General features: G+C 36.3%; 24 protein-coding genes and 3 pseudogenes. 12 read left to right on the top strand and 15 right to left on the bottom strand.

The window, feature by feature from the left end; all coding sequences use genetic code 11:
* Positions 1-27: 27 nt before the first annotated feature.
* From BS101_RS01010 to BS101_RS00995, 5 genes and pseudogenes are all read right to left on the bottom strand, one after another.
* A complete protein-coding gene (locus tag BS101_RS01010) occupies positions 28-855 on the bottom strand; it encodes a class I SAM-dependent methyltransferase (RefSeq protein WP_073537151.1) in 828 nt (275 codons plus the stop codon).
* Between the two features lie 117 nt (positions 856-972).
* Positions 973-1,194 carry a hypothetical protein gene (locus tag BS101_RS23160; RefSeq protein ID WP_083585621.1) on the bottom strand — a complete coding sequence of 74 codons (222 nt, stop codon included), beginning with the start codon at positions 1,192-1,194 and terminating at the stop codon, positions 973-975.
* 78 nt (positions 1,195-1,272) lie between these two features.
* On the bottom strand, positions 1,273-1,491 hold the full coding sequence (locus BS101_RS01005) for a helix-turn-helix domain-containing protein (protein WP_073537150.1): 219 nt from the start codon (positions 1,489-1,491) through the stop codon (positions 1,273-1,275).
* A 14-nt stretch (positions 1,492-1,505) separates the two neighbouring features.
* Positions 1,506-1,979 (bottom strand): hypothetical protein, encoded by a 474-nt coding sequence (locus BS101_RS01000; RefSeq protein ID WP_073537149.1) that lies wholly within the window; start codon positions 1,977-1,979, stop codon positions 1,506-1,508.
* A 412-nt stretch (positions 1,980-2,391) separates the two neighbouring features.
* Positions 2,392-2,811, bottom strand: a pseudogene (locus BS101_RS00995) (IS30 family transposase); the annotation flags it as partial.
* 563 nt (positions 2,812-3,374) lie between these two features.
* Here BS101_RS00995 and BS101_RS00990 point away from each other — a divergent pair.
* From BS101_RS00990 to BS101_RS00945, 10 genes are all read left to right on the top strand, one after another.
* Positions 3,375-5,198: an ABC transporter ATP-binding protein gene (locus tag BS101_RS00990; RefSeq protein ID WP_073537147.1), complete on the top strand. Its 1,824-nt coding sequence runs from the start codon at positions 3,375-3,377 to the stop codon at positions 5,196-5,198.
* Entirely contained in the window at positions 5,191-6,942 is a 1,752-nt protein-coding gene (locus tag BS101_RS00985; protein ID WP_073537146.1) for an ABC transporter ATP-binding protein, read from the top strand. Before BS101_RS00990 ends, BS101_RS00985 begins: the two co-directional genes overlap by 8 nt.
* 322 nt (positions 6,943-7,264) lie before the next feature.
* Positions 7,265-7,444: a helix-turn-helix domain-containing protein gene (locus tag BS101_RS23640; RefSeq protein ID WP_073537145.1), complete on the top strand. Its 180-nt coding sequence runs from the start codon at positions 7,265-7,267 to the stop codon at positions 7,442-7,444.
* Positions 7,445-7,489: 45 nt separating this feature from the next.
* Complete coding sequence (locus tag BS101_RS00975; protein ID WP_011988673.1) at positions 7,490-7,966, top strand: RNA polymerase sigma factor; 477 nt, start codon at positions 7,490-7,492, stop codon at positions 7,964-7,966.
* Positions 7,963-8,295 (top strand): zf-HC2 domain-containing protein, encoded by a 333-nt coding sequence (locus BS101_RS00970; RefSeq protein ID WP_011988672.1) that lies wholly within the window; start codon positions 7,963-7,965, stop codon positions 8,293-8,295. Before BS101_RS00975 ends, BS101_RS00970 begins: the two co-directional genes overlap by 4 nt.
* Before the next feature lie 51 nt (positions 8,296-8,346).
* The gene (locus tag BS101_RS24145) at positions 8,347-8,547 is read left to right on the top strand and encodes an ATP-binding cassette domain-containing protein (RefSeq protein ID WP_265875008.1); all 201 of its coding nucleotides are present in this window, start codon (positions 8,347-8,349) and stop codon (positions 8,545-8,547) included.
* Positions 8,548-8,757: 210 nt separating this feature from the next.
* Positions 8,758-9,378 carry a TetR/AcrR family transcriptional regulator gene (locus BS101_RS00960; RefSeq protein WP_073537143.1) on the top strand — a complete coding sequence of 207 codons (621 nt, stop codon included), beginning with the start codon at positions 8,758-8,760 and terminating at the stop codon, positions 9,376-9,378.
* Positions 9,379-9,451: 73 nt separating this feature from the next.
* Positions 9,452-12,073, top strand: a complete 2,622-nt coding sequence (gene ppsA, locus BS101_RS00955; protein WP_073537142.1) for a phosphoenolpyruvate synthase — start codon at positions 9,452-9,454, stop codon at positions 12,071-12,073.
* A 56-nt stretch (positions 12,074-12,129) separates the two neighbouring features.
* A complete protein-coding gene (locus BS101_RS00950) occupies positions 12,130-12,816 on the top strand; it encodes a hypothetical protein (protein ID WP_242951365.1) in 687 nt (228 codons plus the stop codon).
* A gap of 53 nt (positions 12,817-12,869) precedes the next feature.
* The gene (locus tag BS101_RS00945) at positions 12,870-13,214 is read left to right on the top strand and encodes a cupin domain-containing protein (RefSeq protein ID WP_083585620.1); all 345 of its coding nucleotides are present in this window, start codon (positions 12,870-12,872) and stop codon (positions 13,212-13,214) included.
* A 208-nt stretch (positions 13,215-13,422) separates the two neighbouring features.
* Here the strand turns inward: BS101_RS00945 and BS101_RS00940 are convergent, their stop codons facing one another.
* From BS101_RS00940 to BS101_RS00890, 10 genes and pseudogenes are all read right to left on the bottom strand, one after another.
* On the bottom strand, positions 13,423-13,635 hold the full coding sequence (locus BS101_RS00940) for a hypothetical protein (protein ID WP_073537140.1): 213 nt from the start codon (positions 13,633-13,635) through the stop codon (positions 13,423-13,425).
* Positions 13,636-14,023: 388 nt separating this feature from the next.
* On the bottom strand, positions 14,024-14,206 hold the full coding sequence (locus BS101_RS00935; protein ID WP_073537139.1) for a hypothetical protein: 183 nt from the start codon (positions 14,204-14,206) through the stop codon (positions 14,024-14,026).
* A 119-nt stretch (positions 14,207-14,325) separates the two neighbouring features.
* Entirely contained in the window at positions 14,326-14,604 is a 279-nt protein-coding gene (locus BS101_RS23635; RefSeq protein ID WP_083585619.1) for a peptidoglycan-binding protein, read from the bottom strand.
* Positions 14,605-14,633: 29 nt separating this feature from the next.
* Positions 14,634-15,143, bottom strand: a pseudogene (locus tag BS101_RS23630) (glycoside hydrolase family 25 protein).
* Positions 15,144-15,390: 247 nt separating this feature from the next.
* Positions 15,391-15,588: pseudogene (locus BS101_RS00915) on the bottom strand (DUF4829 domain-containing protein); the annotation flags it as partial.
* A 126-nt stretch (positions 15,589-15,714) separates the two neighbouring features.
* Positions 15,715-16,278, bottom strand: a complete 564-nt coding sequence (locus tag BS101_RS00910) for a flavin reductase family protein (RefSeq protein ID WP_073537137.1) — start codon at positions 16,276-16,278, stop codon at positions 15,715-15,717.
* A gap of 187 nt (positions 16,279-16,465) precedes the next feature.
* Positions 16,466-16,816 (bottom strand): DUF3139 domain-containing protein, encoded by a 351-nt coding sequence (locus tag BS101_RS00905; RefSeq protein ID WP_073537136.1) that lies wholly within the window; start codon positions 16,814-16,816, stop codon positions 16,466-16,468.
* Positions 16,817-16,915: 99 nt separating this feature from the next.
* On the bottom strand, positions 16,916-17,119 hold the full coding sequence (locus BS101_RS00900) for a helix-turn-helix transcriptional regulator (protein WP_073537135.1): 204 nt from the start codon (positions 17,117-17,119) through the stop codon (positions 16,916-16,918).
* Positions 17,119-17,523 (bottom strand): hypothetical protein, encoded by a 405-nt coding sequence (locus BS101_RS00895; protein WP_073537134.1) that lies wholly within the window; start codon positions 17,521-17,523, stop codon positions 17,119-17,121. Before BS101_RS00895 ends, BS101_RS00900 begins: the two co-directional genes overlap by 1 nt.
* Before the next feature lie 46 nt (positions 17,524-17,569).
* Positions 17,570-18,133, bottom strand: a complete 564-nt coding sequence (locus tag BS101_RS00890) for a terminase small subunit (protein WP_242951364.1) — start codon at positions 18,131-18,133, stop codon at positions 17,570-17,572.
* A 1,207-nt stretch (positions 18,134-19,340) separates the two neighbouring features.
* On the opposite strand from BS101_RS00890, the gene BS101_RS00880 reads away from it, so the two are divergent.
* Positions 19,341-19,538: a helix-turn-helix transcriptional regulator gene (locus BS101_RS00880; RefSeq protein ID WP_011988660.1), complete on the top strand. Its 198-nt coding sequence runs from the start codon at positions 19,341-19,343 to the stop codon at positions 19,536-19,538.
* Positions 19,539-19,541: 3 nt separating this feature from the next.
* The gene (locus BS101_RS00875) at positions 19,542-19,961 is read left to right on the top strand and encodes a hypothetical protein (RefSeq protein ID WP_073537132.1); all 420 of its coding nucleotides are present in this window, start codon (positions 19,542-19,544) and stop codon (positions 19,959-19,961) included.
* Positions 19,962-20,148 lie beyond the last annotated feature (187 nt).

Here is a 20,148-nt window from a genome sequence, read left to right as displayed (position 1 = left end):
CAAGTTATTCAGAAATTCTAACTACACTTATTTTAAAAAACGTAGATAAACAAATTTCATCATATGCGTCCAATCCGACATCCTCATCATCAAACGAAGTCTAAGACTCCATTGTTTATTAAATGGAATATTTTTAAAATAACCTTCACAGGAAACCAATTTGATAGCTGATGACCAACTTTGAAATTTCTTCGCATCATTAACATAAAAATACATTATGGCTCCTTTATTCCCTGTTTTTTTAATCATATTATTTGATCTTTTGACTGCCGTTCTGGACTCAGCATCAAAATACAATTCTCCTCCTGGAAAACGCCTTGCCATTATCCTGAATATTTCACGAAGTTGTTGTTCTTTAAAAAAATAGAAAACCCCTCCCGAAACAAAAAATATGCCATCTTCAAAGGTGAATTTTACATCATCAAACCATGTAGTATCAAACAAAGATTTTGCAATACTAATATTACGCTCAGAATCTGGAATAAAACTCCTGCGAAAAGCAATAGAATCAGGTAAATCCAGATTATACCATAGTATACTTCCATTATCAACTCTGGAAAAGGAGGTATCCAGACCTGCTCCAATATTTACTACTGTCCCTCGAGGATACTTTCGTATAAATTCCCGAATAGCATCCTCAATTTTACGTGCACGTACTATATAACAAATACCACCAAATTCCCCAAAGGTTTTTGCAACATTTTTAAAATCATAATCATAGTTTTTGATAATGTCAATGGCTTGCTTATCATACAGTATTTCAGGATTCTTCTCACTAGCTACAGCACGTCCCCAAAGCGGGATAAGCATTGTGTTTTGTACTGTCTGCACCTGTAGTATTGGTTTATTTTTCATATTGAACCCCTTTCTTGCAACAAAGTATTATTTAATATATCAATTATCTCAATATAAATAAGTTAGAATAATCTAACTTATTTATATTATATCAAATTACTGCGAGAATGAAAAGAGTCAACTTGTACCTGTGTTTTTAATTCCCTTTAGAATACCCACTGGTATTAGAAATAGATAAATATTATTTACAATAGTAGTGAAGGCAGACATATAGTTTTCCCAGCTTAATGTATAGGGAATCACCATATTGGTATATTCTTTAATCTCATACAATTTGCCGCTGCTCACTAAAATGTGAAAACCTAGTGGTACCTTGGCAATATGGAATGCAAAATTCACCTTATAGGTAGCAATATACGGTATAAAAGAAGCAATAGATACTATTCTTCTTCAAAAAGGAAAAAACGAAAAGATATACTATGTTTTTTTTCCATCTTTCTGAAATTCAAGGATATCTCCAGGTTGACAATCCAATATATCACAGATTGCATTAAGCGTAGAAAAACGTATTGCGCTAATTTTGCCAGTTTTTATCTTCGATAGATTGACGTTTGCAATACCAATCTTATCCGCCAATTCGTTAACTGATATTTTACGATCAGCCATTACCCTATCCAACCTTAATATAATTGCCATTTTCTCCTCCCTCTCTAAAGAGTTTCATCATCTTGTTTTTGAAGAACGCAGCCATAATCAAAAATTGCTCCTAAACAGGCAAAGATTAATCCCAGTAACAATCCTAACAGGACAGATTCATCAATAATTGTAATTTTTATATGGTTGCTCATAATTGACGAAATGATACTTGCTGTCCACTGTGCTATAGCGTTGGAAAACATGATAAGTCCACCAATGATTTTTATATTTCTAGATACTTCTGGCAAAAATGGTGTTTTGTTTTTAGAAATGGCATGAAAAATCAGAAATGCAACAAGCTGAATTGCTATGAAAAATACATAATAAATGACTTGCTTAATTTGAGTCGTTAAAATTGCGTTACCTTCAACAGCATTTATTAATTCTCTGATTGAAAATATTTCTGCAATAATCGTAAGTATTGACGTGATTGCTAAAATAATTTGTAGAGCTACGCTGGTAGTCTCGATTTCATGTTTCGCTCGCATTTTTATAAAAAACCTCCTTTATATTTTCTAAATCTAGATTAACATATAATTTTATGTTTTTCAACTAATATTTAATGTATAACATTAAATATTATACGACTAAGATATTAAATACAGAGTACAAAACTTACTTGTAAGGTGAGAAGCCACTTTGTAAAGTGAGAAGCAATATATGTAAACGACAACTGAATATTTGTAAACGAAATGCCACTTTTGTACTCGAATCGCAGTTTTTGTAAACGAGAAGCCACTTTTGTAAACCAAATGCAGTTTGATCTTCAACTTTTATTGGAGTATTATAATAATCACAGGCATGCCAAAGAGGAGTCAACTCCCTCTCGATTTTTTTGTAATCGGAGAATCCACCCCTTTATTCCTTAGACAAATAGATGGTTGGCGGCACGCAAATTTATTATTTTTTGAGAAGAGCAGGTTTTAACATGATATCACTGGGGGCAACTGGTGCACATCCAAGCTTATGTAAAACTTCTTCTCCATGATAAAAGCTGAATGTTTCGTAGGGACTACGATTATTTAGCTTTTTTCTTTTGTATGAGTTAATATGGTTCATCATCAAGCTAATATCTTTCTGCATCAGGTTGTTAAAACTAGTTCCTTTTAGAAGAGTCCTACATATCAGCTCATGATTGACCTCGATAGCTCCTTTCTGAAACAGACTCCCAGCATTACAGTAAAACACATGAGTTCTTAGACCAAATCTTGGCGCAGAACAGTACTCAATTGCTTTTGGGTTGGAAAACTCACTGCCATTATCTGCAGGAATAACAGGAAATAGTTTTTGAAAAAGTTCATCACCAAGATTTTTTTCAAGCATTATAAGGAAAACCAGGATGCAATCTCCTTAGCATATATATTTAATCAAAGAATTTACAACCCAAATGTAATCGAAGGGTTACAATTCGATTTACAATTCAGCCATATGTATATCAACTACAAATGTTAGGATTGCAAATAAGCTCGGAATGAAAAATTGAGTGACATAAAAATAAAAGCAGTCTATACTTTTTTATGCCCATAATATTTAATTATATGAATATATAACCATGTGAGATTGATACAGTATACTATCAGAGTCAAAATACAATGTAAATTAAAACCATATAGCATTTTATAAAAGAGAACTTATTGAAAATTTTAGAAGATTAACTTGTTATAACTATATATATGTCTATACGTCATCTTGATCAGGTGTGCATAGGAATACTCCTTTAACAGCTCTATCAAATTTATTTGAAGGGATTGAAAAAATAGAGAAAAGGGAGTATTATTAAGTTAGTTAAGACTAACTCAGTGATACTACTTAAAGCTTTCAAACGTTATACGCTTTCAGAGTTTAGAAATGAAACTATATTTTTTAGAAAAGAGAGGTTACCCATGAAACAAAAAACTGCAATAGCCAAAAAACCGAAAACTGGAATGGCAAGGCTAATGGAACTTGCAGCCACAAAAAAACCGCTTATGATTACTTCAGTGATTTTATCCGCACTGGCCTCCATTGCTTCTTTTATTCCGTATATTGCTATTTACTATATCGTTTTAGAGATCATGGGAATATATCCCGAATTTTCAGCCCTTGACGTAGAAAGGACAATTGGATTCGGCTGGATTGCTTTTGGAGGTATTATTCTGAATATCCTATTGTACTTTTTAGCTCTGATGTGTTCACATCTTGCAGCCTTTGGTACACTGTACGAATTGAAGGTAAATTTTGCATCACATCTCGCTAAAGTACCACTGGGCTTTCACGTTTTAGTGGGCAGTGGTAAACTACGCAAGATTATGGATGAGAACATTGAAAAGATCGAAGGATTTATGGCCCATCAACTTCCTGATATGGTAGCATCCTTTGTTGCACCATTTGTCATGTTCGTCATTTTACTTGTTGTGGACTGGCGCTTTGGTCTCGCAGCAATCGTAGGCATTGTCATTGCCTTTGTTATTCAGATGATTGCCTACGGAAATGATGGAGCAAAGACCATGATGAAAAAATATCAAACCTCACTAGAAGATATGAACAATGCATCTGTAGAATATATAAGAGGCATTACCGTAGTCAAAGCCTTCAAACAAACCGTATATTCCTTTCGCAGGATGCATAAAGCAATAAAGGAATATACTAATATGGTGATTCCCTATACATTAAGCTGGGAAAATTATATGTCGGCCTTTATCACAATTGTAAATAATATTTATTTATTTTTAATACCAGTAGGTATTCTAATTGGACTCAATACAACAGATTATGTTTCATTTGCCAGCAAATTTATTTTTTATTTGATCTTTGTACCCTCCATCGCAACCATTATGACGAAAATTATGTATGTTTCTACCAGCGGCATCCAAATCATCGGTGGAGTGGAACGAATGGATGAAATTCTGCACACTGAATCACTGTCTCAGCCCAAAAATCCAAGAACAACTGAAAAGCATGAAATTATTTTTGAAAATGTGTCTTTTTCTTATGCAGAACAAGAAGTTGACGCCCTGTCCCGCATTTCATTCAGCGCGGAGGAAAATCAAATTACAGCTATTGTGGGACCTTCCGGGGGAGGAAAAAGTACCATTGCCCATCTGATTCCACGTTTTTTTGATGTAACGGAAGGAAGCATCCGAATTGGCGGGGTGGATATTCGTCATATGAATACAAATTATTTGATGGAAAAAGTTAGCTTTGTATTCCAGGATGTATTTCTCTTTAAACAGAGTATTATGGATAATATCCGTATAGGAAATCAAAATGCAACAAATGAACAAATAATTGCTGCGGCCAAAGCCGCCCAATGCCATGAATTTATTGAAAAGCTGCATAATAAATATGATACTGTGATTGGCACAAAAGGAATTCATCTATCAGGAGGGGAGCAGCAGCGTATTGCCATTGCAAGGGCCATTGTAAAAAATGCACCAATTATTATACTAGATGAAGCAACTGCATTTTCGGATCCCGAGAATGAACATCTTATCCAAAGGGCTTTTAAAAAGCTAATGCATGGCAAAACAGTGGTTATGATTGCACACCGTTTGTCTACCATACGGAGTGCTAATAAAATAGTGGTAATTGACAAGGGCCATCTTATCGAGCAGGGCACCCATGATGAACTACTTGCAAAAGAAGGAAAATATTTCGCCATGTGGAATATGTATGTCAAAATGTTGGATTGGAAGATGAACAGAAAGAGGGGCGAAACAAATGCTTAATCTCAAGGAGATGTTGATGCTTACAGATAAAGGCTATTCCGATTTAAAGAAGGCCATAATAGCATGTACTATTACCAATCTTTCACTAATGCTGCCCTTTGGCGTGACCATTGGAATTTTTACCGAACTATTAAAGCCGCTCATGGGTCAGAAAATTTCATGGACAATAATGTGGATACTGTTTGGAGCCGGTATCATATCGGCAATTTTGGTGTTTATCGCCAGCAAAAATGATTATAAAAAAACCTATGTAACCTCTTATATGGAGGCTGAGAATACGCGAATCAGCGTCTCTGAGCATATACGAAAACTTCCCATGAGCTTTTTTAATTCCAAGGATTTATCAGAACTTACCACGAATATCATGGGAGACTGTTCTACTACTGAACATGTATTGAGTCATATAATTCCGCAATTGTACGCCAATGCTATTTCTATCACCATTATTTGTGCCATGCTTGCCATATTTGACTGGAGGCTTGCACTTTCTATATTCTGCACTGTACCCATTGCGCTTCTTGTCATTTTAGGCAGTAAAAAGATTCAGAATAAATTGGGAGAAAAACATGTGGATGCAAAGCTAAAGGCATCCGGACAGGTGCAGGAATATTTGGAGGGTATCAAGGTTATCAAGGCATGCGGTTTGGACGGTTCCAAGTTCTCATCATTAGATAGCGCTTTACGTTTGATGAAAAAAATGGCTATTAAAATGGAATTTGGCACCGGGATTTTTGTTACAGAGGCTCAGATGATTATACAGGCTGGTGTGGGACTTACAGTCTTTGTCGGCGTTTATCTACTGACAGGGGGTAAAATTGAGCTCATCCCATTATTAATGTTTTTGCTCATCGTTGTAAGAATCTATGGACCAGTTGTTGTTGAACTTACTTTATTACCAGAGCTATTTTATCATCGCATTGCTACAAAGCGAATGCGTACTTTAATAAATACACCGGTTATGGAAGGATATACTCAAACACAGATTACAAACTGGAATATTGATTTTGAAAATGTGTCCTTCAGCTATAATAATAAGAATCCTCAGGAAGATGTGGTAATCAAAAATCTTACAGTATCCATCCCCTCAGATGCTATTACAGCTCTGGTAGGTCCTTCAGGATGCGGAAAAAGCACAATTTCAAGACTAATTGCACGGTTTTGGGATGTAAACAAGGGAAGGATTAAAATTGGAGGCGTGGATGTTAAAACACTGGATCCGGAATATCTTATGAGCTATATGTCCTTTGTATTTCAGGATGTTATTCTCTTTAACGATACGGTATACAATAATATCCGCATCGGAAATCTAGAGGCAACAGAACATCAAGTGATGGAGGCTGCAAAAGCAGCTTGCTGCGACGAGTTTGTAAATGAATTACCTGACGGTTATCAAACAACGCTCGGTGAAAACGGCAGTACCCTTTCAGGCGGTGAGCGACAGCGAATTTCAATTGCCCGTGCACTTTTAAAGAATGCACCTATCGTACTGCTGGATGAAGCTACAGCTTCTTTAGATCCTGAAAATGAGGTATGGATTCAGCAGGCCATCTCTAAATTGATTTCGGGAAAAACGGTTATTGTAATCGCACACAGACTGAGAACAGTTGCAGGGGCGGATAAAATCATTGTTTTAAATGAAGGTAAACTAGTGGAGGAAGGTACCCATGATACATTGATCAAAAATAAAGGCCTATATGAAAGACTATACAATATTCAGCAGGAAAGTCTAGGCTGGAGTGTATAGAAAAATCATTTAAATACAAGAACAAAAACGACAGGAGTATCTTCGAAAGATAAGCCTGTCATTTTTAATTTTTGCCAGTCACGTAACTTAACACTACTATGTCTGTTAAAAAATAATTTAACCCTTGGTTAACATGCCCTTTTCACTGTCCAAAGGTCAGCATCGCTCATATCGTCAAGCGAGCTTTCAAGCTATCTGCTCTGCGTGGATTTGTCCGTTTCCTTAATCATACATACGACTTAAATAAGTCATATTTTTCTCGTTACTATTCGGCTTGTCGTATATAATATAAAGTAGAACAGAAAAGAAAGGACAGGTAAATATGGATTATATTTCTGCCCCGGAAGCAGCGAAGAAGTTGGGTATTTCAGAACGGTGCGTACAAAAACTTTGTGAGGAAAACTGCATATCTGGTGTGATAAGATTCAGTCAAATGTGGCTGATACCGAAAGACGCTGAAAAGCCCGCAGACGGACGCCGGAAAGAAAATAAAAAAGTTTGAAACACTTTTATACAATGCAAGTCTTATAAGTAAGGAGGTGAGAAAGTGGCGGATTTCGGTGAGATATATTCGGAATACTTTTCCGACGTTTATAAATATGTACTATCCCTTTATATGGATGAGGCTGTTGCAGAAGAAATAACGCAAGAAACCTTTTTTAAGGCAATGCAGCACATAGATAAATTTAATGGTTCTTGTAAGCTGTATGTTTGGCTTTGTCAAATAGCAAAGAACACCTATTTTACACTTTATAAAAAGAAAAAGCGTATTGTATCAGACCTGGATACAGGCATACCGGATATATCTTTCAACTTAGAAACGGATTATCTTGACAAGGATACGTCGAAACAGCTGCACATTGAGTTGCATAATCTAACTGAACCATACAAAGAGGTTTTTACTTTACGGGTGTTTGGAGAACTGCCATTTTCACAAATCGGGGAACTATTCGGAAAAACTGACAGTTGGGCAAGACTGATTTTTTATAGGGCCAAAAAGCAATTACAGGAGGTAATAAAATGAAAATATCTTGCGAGATCATAAAAGACCTGCTCCCGTTGTACCTCGACGGGGTATGCAGTAATGATAGCAAGGCGCTGATTGAGGAACACCTTGCTGAATGCGATAACTGCAAGACCGAACTGCAAACAATGAAAGGGGATCTTTTTATAAATCACAAAGATCAAAACTTGAAAGAAGCCGAAGCAGTAAGAAAACTGTCAAGGAGATGGAAAAAAGGAATGATAAGATCTTTACTAGAAGGTGTCTTAATTACACTTTTAGTGATTGCCGCCATTGCTCTCGTTTTGTATTTGTTTATGGATATACGAGCTTTACCAAAACCCTATTGATTGAAGGATTGTAAATTGAATAATCACATTTTAACAACAAAAAACATCAAAATGCGGTATGAGGCAAGTACTATTTTAGAAGATGTTTCTATATATGTAGAATATAGTGATATTTATGGGCTGGTTGGGAAAAACAGTTCTGGAAAAACAACCCTTATCCGTATCCTTACGGGATTAATCCAGAATTTTAATTGTAATCAATTCAGTTGCTACTATGCTGATGGCCACCATATTAGGCCTCTTTGTTTTTAGAAAGTATGAGTTGTGAAAATGATAGCGGAGGTATCATATGGAAGAAAGCAAATGGATATTATGTCCTTTTTGCAATTAATTTAAAACAACCATCATATAAAACACTACTTATAGTAGGTGTTAAAGTTTTTAATATTATTGACCGAAACGGTTAATTGTGTTATTATGTTATTAACCGTTTCGGTTAATAACATTTACGAGGTGAGTCTTTTGGAGAAATTTTTAAGTTTACCCATAGAAAAGCAAAATATAATTATTGATGCCGCTCTTACATGCTTTGGAACTAACGGTTACAAAAAAGCATCTATAAGCGATATCGCTGCTGTAGCAGGGATTTCAAAAGCATTGGTATTTCATTACTTTAGCACAAAAAAGGCTTTGTATTTATACCTAATTGATTTATGCACTCGTATTATCCTGAATGAACTCTATGAAAAGTTTGATAATGCCGTTACTGATTTTTTTGACAGAATTAAGCTTGCAGCTAGCATTGAAATTTCAGTTATGAAAAAACATCCTGCCATCCTTTCTTTCTTAGACAGTGTGTATTTTGAAAATGATGATGAAGTTAAAGCGAACATAAAAGCTATTCTTGCAAATAGTGAAAGTGAAAGTTTGAGAAGCAAAATTGCTTTTGAAGGCACTGACATTTCAAAATTTAAAGATGACATTGATCCAAAGCTTGTTATGAAAATACTCAATAAGCTTGTCGATGGGTATTTAAGTAAAATGCCAACTAAAGCAAGGATTGATCTTGATGCTCTATGCGAAGAAATTGATGAATGTATAAACCTATTTAAAAAAAATTTTTATAAAGAAAAATATTTATAACGTATAGTCTGATTTACTCAAAAATACTTCTCATTAATGAGAAATAAAAACGCAAAAAGAAAGGAGAATATGTATGAACTCATATGTACTTGGTTTTTGTGAAATCGATAAAACCAAGCTTGCGATGGTCGGGGGCAAAGGCGCCAACCTGGGGGAACTATCCAGGATTGAGGGGATACAAGTGCCGGAGGGCTTTTGTGTTACTACCGAAGCATATAAAGAAATTATTAGGAATAGCGAGGAGTTTAATTCACTGCTGAATCAATTGTCCCCTATAAAAGCAGACAACAGAGAAGGCATTGGTGAAATCAGCGCAAAAATCCGCAAGGTCATCGAAGGAATAACTCTTCCGAAAGGCATCGATAATGAGATTACCCGTCATCTTGCCCAACTTGGTGAAAAAAATGCCTATGCCGTACGTTCCAGCGCTACGGCAGAGGATCTGCCGACAGCCTCCTTTGCGGGACAACAGGATACGTATCTGAACATCATAGGAAAGGAAGCAATCCTCAGACACATCAGCAGGTGCTGGGCATCGCTGTTTACTGACCGTGCCGTGACCTACCGCATCCAAAACAGCTTCAATCACCGTAAGGTCCATCTGTCTGTGGTTATCCAGAAGATGGTTTTCCCGGAGGAGGCAGGAATTATGTTTACAGCCGATCCTGTCAATGCTAACAGGAAGGTACTCTCCATCGATGCAAGCTTTGGGCTCGGTGAAGCTCTGGTCTCCGGCCTAGTAAACGCGGACAACTATAAGGTGCGTGACGGCAGGATCATTGATAAGAAGATATCCACAAAAGAGCTGGCGATCTATGCCTTAAAAGAAGGTGGAACGGAGGAGAAAAAAATACAGTCCGACCGTCAGAACAGGCAGACGCTGACAGACGAGCAGATTTTGGAGCTTGAGAAAACAGGCAGACGGATTGAAGCCTATTTTGGCCGTCCGCAGGATATCGAATGGTGCCTATATGAAAATAAATTCTTTATCGTCCAGAGCCGTCCCATCACTACCTTATACCCCATACCAGACGTGCGGGATGGAAAAAACCACGTGTATATGTCGTTTGGGCACCAGCAGATGATGACAGACGCGATGAAGCCGCTGGGGCTTTCCTGCTTCCAGTACAGCGGGGGCGACGAAACGTTGATGATCCAAGCGGGAGGCAGGCTTTTCATGGATCTCTCTCACGATATGGCGTCAACTTTCGGGCGGACGCTTGCGGTCGCGGCAATGGGGAAAGTCGACCCGCTGATCGATAGCGCGCTAAAAAACTTAACGAAGCGGAAAGAGTTCATAAAATCGCTTTCACGCGGCAAGCGGTTTCTTAGCATGGGGTCGGGGTATTTTTCGTGGGCATTGGTCACGCAGTTCATAAAAATCTACCGGTCGGGCGACGTGGGCGTAGTCCCCGCTTTGATGAGGAAAAATGAGGCAGCTATAAAGGAGCTTGAGAAAAAGTTCGCCGCACTTTCCGGCGATGAGCTTTTTGCCGCAGTTGATATGGAATTAAAACAGCTTATTAAGGCAATCGGCGACCCTCAGGGTTTGGGTTCTGTCTGGACTGGGACCCTCGCGGTGAACTGGGTCAACAAAAACGTGGAGAAATGGCTCGGCGAGAAAGGTGCTGCGGACACACTGACACAGTCCGCGCCGAACAATGTAGCGGGTGAGATGGGGCTTGAACTGCTGGATGTTTCAGATGTGGTGAGACAGTACCCGGCGGTAGCGGAATACCTAAAAACAGTTAAACCTGAGGGGGCGGACGTGTTTTTTAATGATCTTGGCAAATTGGAGGGCGGCGAGGCCGTAAGCAAAGCTATGCGGGAATTTTTAGCAAAATACGGCGTACGCTGCTCCGGTGAGATAGACATCACAAAGCCGCGCTGGATAGAGGAGCCGTCCGCGCTCGCCCCGATGATTCTGAGCAATATCGAAAACTTCACACCAGGCGCACATAAAGAGATATTTGAACGGGGACTGAAAGAAGCCGAGGAAAAGCGGCGGGAAATTCTAAGCCGCCTTTCGAAGGGCAAAGCGAAAAAAGCGGAGAAAATGATCAGCCGCATACGCAACTTCATCGGCTATCGGGAGTATCCCAAGTACGTCATGGTTTGTCGCTATTGGATAGTCAAACAGGCCCTCCTGCGGGAGGCCGAAAAGTTGGTTCAATGCGGGGTTTTCCGCAAGAGAGAGGATATTTATTATCTGTCTTTTGAGGAACTGCGGGAGGCCGCCCGGACGAAGAAATTTGATTATAACAAAATATTGAAGCAAGAAGATGAGTTCGAAGTTTACGAAAAACTGACGCCACCGAGGCTGATGACTTCCGAAGGCGAGATAATCCCAGGCGAATACGACTCGGGAAAGGCACCAAAAGGGGCGCTCATTGGAATACCCGCGTCGTCGGGGGTTGTGGAAGGCCGCGCTCGTGTTATTCTCCGGCTAGAGGACGCCGAACTATCAAAAAGCGACATTTTAGTGACAAGATTCACAGACCCAAGCTGGACGCCGGTTTTCGTGTCCATTAGCGGATTAGTGGCGGAAGTGGGCGGCATGATGACCCATGGTTCTGTGGTTGCCAGAGAATACGGCCTGCCTGCGGTTGTAGGCGTGGAAAACGCTACCAGGCTCATTAAAGACGGACAAAAAATTCGGGTAAATGGAACGAAAGGGTATGTGGAAATCCTGTAAAGGGCTGAGACGATATTTATTAGAGTCCGAAAATCTCGGAAGAAAGGATGTAACAAATGAACGCTGACACAATTGCTTTCAAGAAACAACTGGAGGATAGTGGAACGCAAGGATTAGTAATAGACCTTGATGAGACACTTTCATGGACAGTCTATTACATGGCCGGCGAACTTGCAAAGCGCTATGGAAATCCTGAAGATCTATCTGTAGAAGAACTATGTGCAAGAATGATTGCTCATGATGTTCCCTTTTGGAATGTTGAAGAAATTCGAAAGTGGGGGCTGCAAGCCCTGGAATCGGAAGAAATGACGGAAGAGTATCCGATCATTAAAGGTTCTGATAAAGCGGTTGAAAAAATAGATCATGTTATCCCTGTAGTAGGTTACCTCACTTTAAGACAGACGTCAATCAGAGGTTCTACAAAGAGATGGTTGAAGAAACATGGCTTTCCCGATGTACCGGTAATAACCAGGCCTAACAATTTAAAGCTTGAGGAAGGAATGAAATGGAAAGCAGATACGTTAGCTTATCTCTATCCTCATGTCATCAGTTCGATTGACAATACCCTTGATATTTTTAACTATCTACCAAGCAGTTATAAGGGAACCATTTTTCTGTATGGTCAAACGGATTACCCCAAAAGTACTCTGAACATTATTCCCTGTAAAACTTGGGATGACGTTTACAAAAAAGTAGTAGAATACCCGGCCGCGCTTCAGCGAACAGCAGGAGACCCCACTTAGAAACTGGCATGCGGGGCTTAATATTTTAAAACACAAGAAAGGACTGAGCTAATTTGGAGAAAAACCAGTTTATCATGAATATTCCCAATGAGGAGAACGTGAACCTGGAAAGTTTGGTGGAGTATCAAAGGGGAAAGTTGGTTAGCTTACCAATTGCTCAATTGCCCAACATCAACATTATATTGCTTGCTATAGACCAAGGGCAGGGGGAAGCGATTAATGCTCACAGCGCTCCAGGGGACGCTCTGTTACAGATCTTGGATGGCGCTGCAGAGATCACTATCGGTGAGAAAACCCTCACCGTTAAAAAAGGAGAATCTGTGGTCATGCCGGCCAATGTTCCACATGCCTTGGCAGCAAGAGAACGGTTTAAGATACTGCTGACCTTTATCAAGTAATGAGAAATTGTATGATAGATCCTACATTTCAGAAAGGAGGCACATTTTATAGAAAACTGGATATTAAGAGTAGACAATAATTCCAACAATTCGGACGACCATCAGCACCTATGGCTATTTAGAATACCAGTTCAAGAAAAAAAGCTGGGATCATTCAGAAATCTTTGCCGCTTAAAGTTGAAGTAGAAGTTTTTGTGTTGGCAGTATCCTATCTTGTAAAATTTGTAGTAGTGGTTTTATCATCCCCATTATTCAATGCAGAACCAATACCAGCCAATACTATTAAAATAATTATTATAGATAATACCTTATGTCGCATAAAAAAATTTCTCTGGTCTTCTCCACAATGTAGACACTTTTTAGCACTCTTTGCAATATCTGCACCACAAGCTTTACATTTTACTAAATTTTTATTTTCCACTATAATTCCCTCCCCATTTATGTACATTTTATTTGATTGTAACAATATAGTAACAGTTCGTCCATATTTAGGTATAAAAGTAAAGCCTACCAGAGATTTTTCTGGTAGGCTTGGAGAATATATTGGTTGTAAATAATAATAAACTCAGGAATGTTGACCTCATAAGTATATGATATACTATTTTACAATATATGTAAATAGGTTTTGAACATAAAGCCCTCTTTTGTTTTAAATGTAGTGAATTGGATATAATGGTTAATATCATAAGAATATTTTTATATTTTACTCATTATGTATTACCTCAATAAAAGCCCTGGTATACACCAGAGCTTTTATCTCTTTTAGGAGTAATTATATATTTGATCTCTTTCTACCAGTATAGAATAAATTAAGAACTCTTATTATTCGATAATAATTCAATCTTTTTGTCTGCCAAAATAAATCCTATTCCTGATATTAAGCCTGCTAAAGCTCCTATTATAGCAGCTATTCCTATGTTACCGCGCACAACACAACCCACTATTATTCCAGCAATTCCTACAATAATAAGAATTATTCCTATGATTTTCATTTATTTCTTTCTCCTTTCAATTATTATATATAAAAGTACTTCTACAATAATATGTATATTCCCGCTCAATATTCCAATTTTACATAAAAAAATAAAGCCCTGGTTTCCCAGTGAAATAATTATTTATTTGTATTCCTAGCAGTACTTTGTCCATAATAAAAGCCTATAATTATCAAAAATATATTCCAAGTCTCCGATCTTAACACTCCATCAGTCGGCCTTTCCCAATTCTTCTGGAGTTTAGTTACAGCTTGAAAAGTTGGTTCGTCATACAACATTTGAGTGTAGGAATTTTCCTTTAAATATTCATATTGTTCTAGTTTCTGCTGAAGCCATAGGACTACGTGGGACTTGTGACTTTTTATGATAATATCCTGAATCCATTTCAATGCTGCCATAGTTGCTGGACCTGCTATTCCATCTATAACTAACCCTTATAATCAATATTCAAGTTATATTGAAGTGCTTTAATTTGCTCTATAAGTGGATTAGGTTCTACTGGTTGTCTTGTACCAAAACTGTTATAAAATGATTCTGCCATGTAGTTTAAATCAAGGTATCCACCTATTCCTGGTATCTGCCTTTTTTCTGTATACTGCCACATTGCATAATCAGGCCATAATACAGTACTTGAACTGCTTACTCCATAATGGGCTACCCATAGAGTATACTTTGCCATATTGCTGTTTAACTATGATTTTATATAACTTGGATTACAATAAATAAGTGTGCAGGTGCCATATGCCATAGTGGCTATTATTTCTAAAAAAGCCAGACATGCTCCTGTCATATCACCACTGCACTGCTGCTCAAAATCCAGGACTACAAAATCAAGATTGGCACCTGCAGCAACAGACTTGAAAAAGTTTGCTTCCTGGATGGCCTTCTCTTTTGTTGTAAATCTGACAAAATGATAAGCCCCGGTTATTAGTCCCAAGGCTTTAGCTTTAGCAATATTATCATTGTAATATTTACATGGTTTGTGTTCCTCAGACCGAGACTTTGCCTCCGACTTCCTTCAGATTCCACCTCACGATGGACACCCTTGTCTTTGGCTAATGGTTGCTACTACCAAGCCCCACAACGGACTTTCACCGTCAAGCTGTCGTCCAGCTGGGCGCACCTAAAAAAGAGCTTTGGATTTCTCTAAAGCTCTGAATTTAAATTAAACATTATATGATAAATTAACCTTCTCCGATTTCATCAATTAACCAAGGTGATTTTTTGTCTTTTCTAATAAGTGTACACCATTTTTGGTGCGTTCCACTTTCTTCGGCCACAATTGCTCCCTTTTTATATTTCACATCATATTCAATTCTATATATCTTTACATTTTCTCCTTTGACACCATTAATGCTTCCTCTGCCATTAGATAGATACCCTTCTTTAAAAAGTGGAGCAAAGTAAAAAGAGTCTTAGATTTCTCCAAAACTCTGAATGTGTTGTGTCTCACTATGGAAGATATTGTGTAATAATAGAATTCTGTATCATCCTTATATTAATACCTATTATTTAGGATCATCAGTACTTATGGTACGATATGTTTTAAATATTGAACCAACTCTATCCTTTAGATCAAAGTACCCTGAACCCATCATTACCGTTGGTTTAACTTTTAGAGCATTTGGTCTTCCGTTTTCCAAGCAGTCTTCATTCGCATATACTGCAACAATTTCTCCAATAAACATCGTAAAATCAAATATAGGAATTGTCTGTATTACCTTACAAAGGTAATTTACAGGACATTCTTTTATCATTGGCGCATTTCCTGTATCATCATAAAATGAATCAAAAACATTCGATTTATCTTCTTTATTACCAGAGACACACCCACAAAAATCAGTCTTATCAATAGATTCAGAGGATGGTATGTTTACACTAAAGAATCCATTTTTCACTACGCCTGAAGTCGTATAGTGGGAATTTTTCAATGAAATATAGAGTACAGGTTTCTGACTTACAACCCCATATGCACCTAGTGTGGCATAGTTTGGTTTTCCATTAACCATCGCCCCTGCTAAAATTGTAATAAATGGTCCAAAAGGGATATTTGCTATTTTCTTCTTTATCATATTCTTTCTCCAATCCAATTATTTATTTGTTGCAACAATAATAATTATATGGATAAATTTTTAAAAAATATAGACTGTTTCTTTTCTATGAGTTATCATATAGATAGATTATGCCCAAAAATAAATGTTCTTAGCATCGCAATAAATATCTATCACGCTAAAGTTTCCATTATATTATCTAGACTTATTATCTTTCAAAATATTTGAAATCTTTACCTTCATTCGGCTTCCCAGCTACCCCTATTTGATATATCTTATCATAACCAGCATACTGATATAAGGCATTTGGTTCATCAGTAAAAACTACACTTATAGGATAGCTAGAAGGTCCTAAAATAATACCTAAATAAGTATGCGTTACTTTAATTTCTTTAATATTATGGCTTTTATGTCCCTCTGTGTCTATCAAATAAGCTCTTACATTATTGTATACCTGATGCTTTTTATAATTAACTACTCCCATTTGGATAAAATACACTGCAATTAATATTATTAGAACAATGAAACTTTTACTGTGTCCATTAGATTCGCCTGACATTCTTTATACTCCTCTCATTTAGTTACCAATATCGTGTTTTACTACTATTAATAATACTTTAATATTACCATATTTTATATTTCAGGCAAAATAAAAAGACTACTCTTCAAACTTAAATAATTCTTCAACCGTCGTATGGAATATTTTCGCAATATCCATTCCCAGTTTAAGTGATGGATTGTATCTTCCATTTTCCAGATGAACTATTGTTTCTCGTCTTACTCCAACTAATTCAGCTAATTCACTTTGCTTCATTCCTTTACTTTCCCTGTACTCTCTAATCCTGGTTGTCAATTTTGACATTATTGAATCCCCCTCGAATCGAGAACACAAAAAATTATGCTATGCACTACAGAAAGCAGACATAAGGCTCCAGCTATTTCATAGCCTATAAAAATTGGACTCGCACCAATTAATAAACATGATAAAAGCAAAAATCCAAAAATGACATATGACAGTTTGAAACAAATAGTATCCACCATTCCAAGAATTTTTTTTGTGTATTCGTCCACTATATCGCGATTCTTTTTTACAAAATACAAACTTACACCCATAAATACTAGTATAATATATTGGAGAAGTGTGTATGTCAAAGCATATGTCAGATTATGCTTTATTTTTACATTTATCCAATAAAATAAAAGTAAGAACAACGCTGGCATAATATTTACAATCATCCATATTTTCAAATTAATCTTTTTTTTCATGGTGTACCCCCAAAGTGATATATTTCTAACCTATGTTATAAATATATCACTTTTTAGAATATACTGTCAATACCTTATTATATTGATATTGCTGTTTGTGCAATTTTGAAAGTTCATCAGGTAAACTTATTACTTCTTCCTTAGGATTTTTAATAGGTGTAATATTGTTCTTTAAAGCTCTGAGCCAGTCATTATATTCTATATCAGGATTTTCTGCTTTAAACTTTTTAACTGCTTCCTGGTATTTTGAATATATATCACTTTTAAGTGAATAAAAATCCTCAATGGTTCTTTGTTGTGAATATGGATTAACCAAGAATTCTTTTAATCCCGGAATTTGTTGTAAAAAACTAGCCGGTTTTTCATTTTTAACACCTAGAATAGTATCAATAGCATTTACAGCATACTTACCAAGTGCTGCAGTATATCCCTGGATTGTATTATCTATATAATCTTTAACCCTGACGTTTCTCAACAATCTACTTCCTGCCTGTGCTGCTGTTTCATCTTTTTTACGCCTAGGATAAACTATCTTATAGACTCTAGTGGCATTAAGGTCCATTAAGTATTCATTAACAAATATTTTTTGTTTTGACGTTAATTTTCCCATCAATGCCACCTCAGTTCCTATTAATCCATTGACCATTAATTTTTTGAAATAAAAAAATAAGTACCAAAATAATATTGGTACTTTGTGTGATATTAAGAGTTTTTAGTTGATGAGTATAATTATATATAATCAATAATTACCTATGCTTAATTATGGGTATTGCTTTTGGTATCATTATGGATTACCTTTAAATATATTATATTCACCAATTGTTATGATATCATTACACATATGTTAAAAGATATAAAAACAAGCACCCAGGTGACGGGTACTTACTTTTGATAATATTGTTAATCATTATCTAAAAGGAGATCAATTTAACATATAAACTTCTGTCAGTTGCATTTGAGTTTAACGTGCCCTGCAGCTTATAGGACACTAACGTAAATATGTATATGGTGGGAAACTAATTCATAAGCCATTCACAATACTTATTATACACAGCATTTGTTACAATCCAATGTCCTATGTAATAACTATTTGTAAATAATATAAAAGTAGACACTGCATTAACAGTGCCTATTTTCAATGTTCTTTTATTTTAAAGATGCAGTAAAAACATAACTTATAGTGGTTGCATCTATATTTAATGTGCCCTGCAACCATGGACACAGCCTTATGTATCCTCAATGCCCAGAGGATGGTATGTATGTCTTATTATGTATTATATACATCAATTGTTACGATATTATTTTGTACAGGTTAAATAAATATTTACACATATCAAAAGGCATTTGAACTTAATCAAATGCCTTTCACAATATGTAGTATAATTTTTATTTGTGGTTTCCCACATTGGTAGCTATATTTAAAAGCTATAGCCAAACCTGTATAATTTAAAAAGAACAATTCTATATTTGATACCGTTATTAAAATTAAAAATCAATTCTTTGTTCTTAGAACTAATCTCCAAAACTCCATCTTCTGTTATCGTGACCATCGGAGCAATAGACTTTACGCCGGCATCATAACCACACTCGAAAAGCTCAATTGTTGATTCTGCTACGCCTTTACTTTTGGGCTTCCCCCATACATTCTCTTTAATATTATCCTAATATATAGTACTATTTCTTTTAAGTAAAAGCAAGGCTCCATTTAACCCTGGAATCAGAGGTATATTTTAATGTAAAATTGACTTGACATTTAAAGTAAAGTTTACTATACTTTAAATTGTAAAGTTTACTATACTTTTTATAAGGAGTGAATTATGAAAAATTATATTAAAGATTTACGCAAGAAAAAACGTATGACACAAGAAGAACTTTCTGAACTCTGTAAAGTTACCAGACAGACAATAATTTCCCTCGAAAGTGGGAAATATAATCCATCAATTTTTCTTGCCTATAAAATAGCCAAAATATTCGGATTATCAATTGAAGAAGTATTTATTTTTGAGGAGGAATAACCCATGAATTATGCTAAAAAACAGTTTGTATTTTTTATTGTATATACCGTTATTGGTATTGTTGCATTTACAGTTGCTCTATTTCATAATTTTGCCTATAACTACAGCAATGGACTTATTTATGGCATAGCTGGAGCGTGTACAGCCACTGGAATACTAGGTACTATTTCTAGCATTAGACTAATAAACAACCCCAAAAAAGCAGAACGAATCGAAATCGCTAAAAATGAAGAACGCACTCAATTAATAAGAATGAAATCTCACTCATCTGCCTATACCATAATAATTTTTCTTGAATCAATAACAACTATCATACTAGGATTTTTAAGGTTAAAAGAAGCTTCTATAACTATTGCCACCATTCTAATTGCACAGATTATTATAACTATAATTTTCTTATCCTATTATAGTAAAAAATATTAGTCAACAAAAATATACTGCTTTTCGTAACAATTAGATAAAACAGTATATTTTTAATCAACCTATACCTCCTTTTCGTGACAGCTCTTTGAGACATATTAAACTTCATCCCCACCTGCCTATCTCCTTATCTTTATACACAAGAAAAGAGCCCTAGTAAAGCGGGAGGCTACTGAAACACCTAGGTTTT

The sequence above is a fragment of the Clostridium kluyveri genome (genome assembly GCF_001902295.1).
Taxonomy (GTDB): domain Bacteria; phylum Bacillota; class Clostridia; order Clostridiales; family Clostridiaceae; genus Clostridium_B; species Clostridium_B kluyveri_B.
The sequence above is the reverse complement of the archived record's forward strand: the minus strand, read 5'-3'. Positions and strand labels throughout refer to the sequence as shown.

What these genes read in the sequence shown, in the direction of transcription:
- BS101_RS01010 (WP_073537151.1), bottom strand. Translation starts at nt 855, where the DNA reads ATGAAAAATAAACCAATACTACAGGTGCAGACAGTACAAAACACAATG.
- BS101_RS01005 (WP_073537150.1), bottom strand. Translation starts at nt 1,491, where the DNA reads ATGGCAATTATATTAAGGTTGGATAGGGTAATGGCTGATCGTAAAATA.
- BS101_RS01000 (WP_073537149.1), bottom strand. Translation starts at nt 1,979, where the DNA reads ATGCGAGCGAAACATGAAATCGAGACTACCAGCGTAGCTCTACAAATT.
- BS101_RS00990 (WP_073537147.1), top strand. Translation starts at nt 3,375, where the DNA reads ATGAAACAAAAAACTGCAATAGCCAAAAAACCGAAAACTGGAATGGCA.
- BS101_RS00985 (WP_073537146.1), top strand. Translation starts at nt 5,191, where the DNA reads ATGCTTAATCTCAAGGAGATGTTGATGCTTACAGATAAAGGCTATTCC.
- BS101_RS23640 (WP_073537145.1), top strand. Translation starts at nt 7,265, where the DNA reads ATGGATTATATTTCTGCCCCGGAAGCAGCGAAGAAGTTGGGTATTTCA.
- BS101_RS00970 (WP_011988672.1), top strand. Translation starts at nt 7,963, where the DNA reads ATGAAAATATCTTGCGAGATCATAAAAGACCTGCTCCCGTTGTACCTC.
- BS101_RS24145 (WP_265875008.1), top strand. Translation starts at nt 8,347, where the DNA reads ATGCGGTATGAGGCAAGTACTATTTTAGAAGATGTTTCTATATATGTA.
- ppsA (WP_073537142.1), top strand. Translation starts at nt 9,452, where the DNA reads ATGAACTCATATGTACTTGGTTTTTGTGAAATCGATAAAACCAAGCTT.
- BS101_RS00950 (WP_242951365.1), top strand. Translation starts at nt 12,130, where the DNA reads ATGAACGCTGACACAATTGCTTTCAAGAAACAACTGGAGGATAGTGGA.
- BS101_RS00935 (WP_073537139.1), bottom strand. Translation starts at nt 14,206, where the DNA reads ATGAAAATCATAGGAATAATTCTTATTATTGTAGGAATTGCTGGAATA.
- BS101_RS23635 (WP_083585619.1), bottom strand. Translation starts at nt 14,604, where the DNA reads ATGGCAGCATTGAAATGGATTCAGGATATTATCATAAAAAGTCACAAG.
- BS101_RS00910 (WP_073537137.1), bottom strand. Translation starts at nt 16,278, where the DNA reads ATGATAAAGAAGAAAATAGCAAATATCCCTTTTGGACCATTTATTACA.
- BS101_RS00905 (WP_073537136.1), bottom strand. Translation starts at nt 16,816, where the DNA reads ATGTCAGGCGAATCTAATGGACACAGTAAAAGTTTCATTGTTCTAATA.
- BS101_RS00900 (WP_073537135.1), bottom strand. Translation starts at nt 17,119, where the DNA reads ATGTCAAAATTGACAACCAGGATTAGAGAGTACAGGGAAAGTAAAGGA.
- BS101_RS00895 (WP_073537134.1), bottom strand. Translation starts at nt 17,523, where the DNA reads ATGAAAAAAAAGATTAATTTGAAAATATGGATGATTGTAAATATTATG.
- BS101_RS00890 (WP_242951364.1), bottom strand. Translation starts at nt 18,133, where the DNA reads ATGGGAAAATTAACGTCAAAACAAAAAATATTTGTTAATGAATACTTA.
- BS101_RS00880 (WP_011988660.1), top strand. Translation starts at nt 19,341, where the DNA reads ATGAAAAATTATATTAAAGATTTACGCAAGAAAAAACGTATGACACAA.
- BS101_RS00875 (WP_073537132.1), top strand. Translation starts at nt 19,542, where the DNA reads ATGAATTATGCTAAAAAACAGTTTGTATTTTTTATTGTATATACCGTT.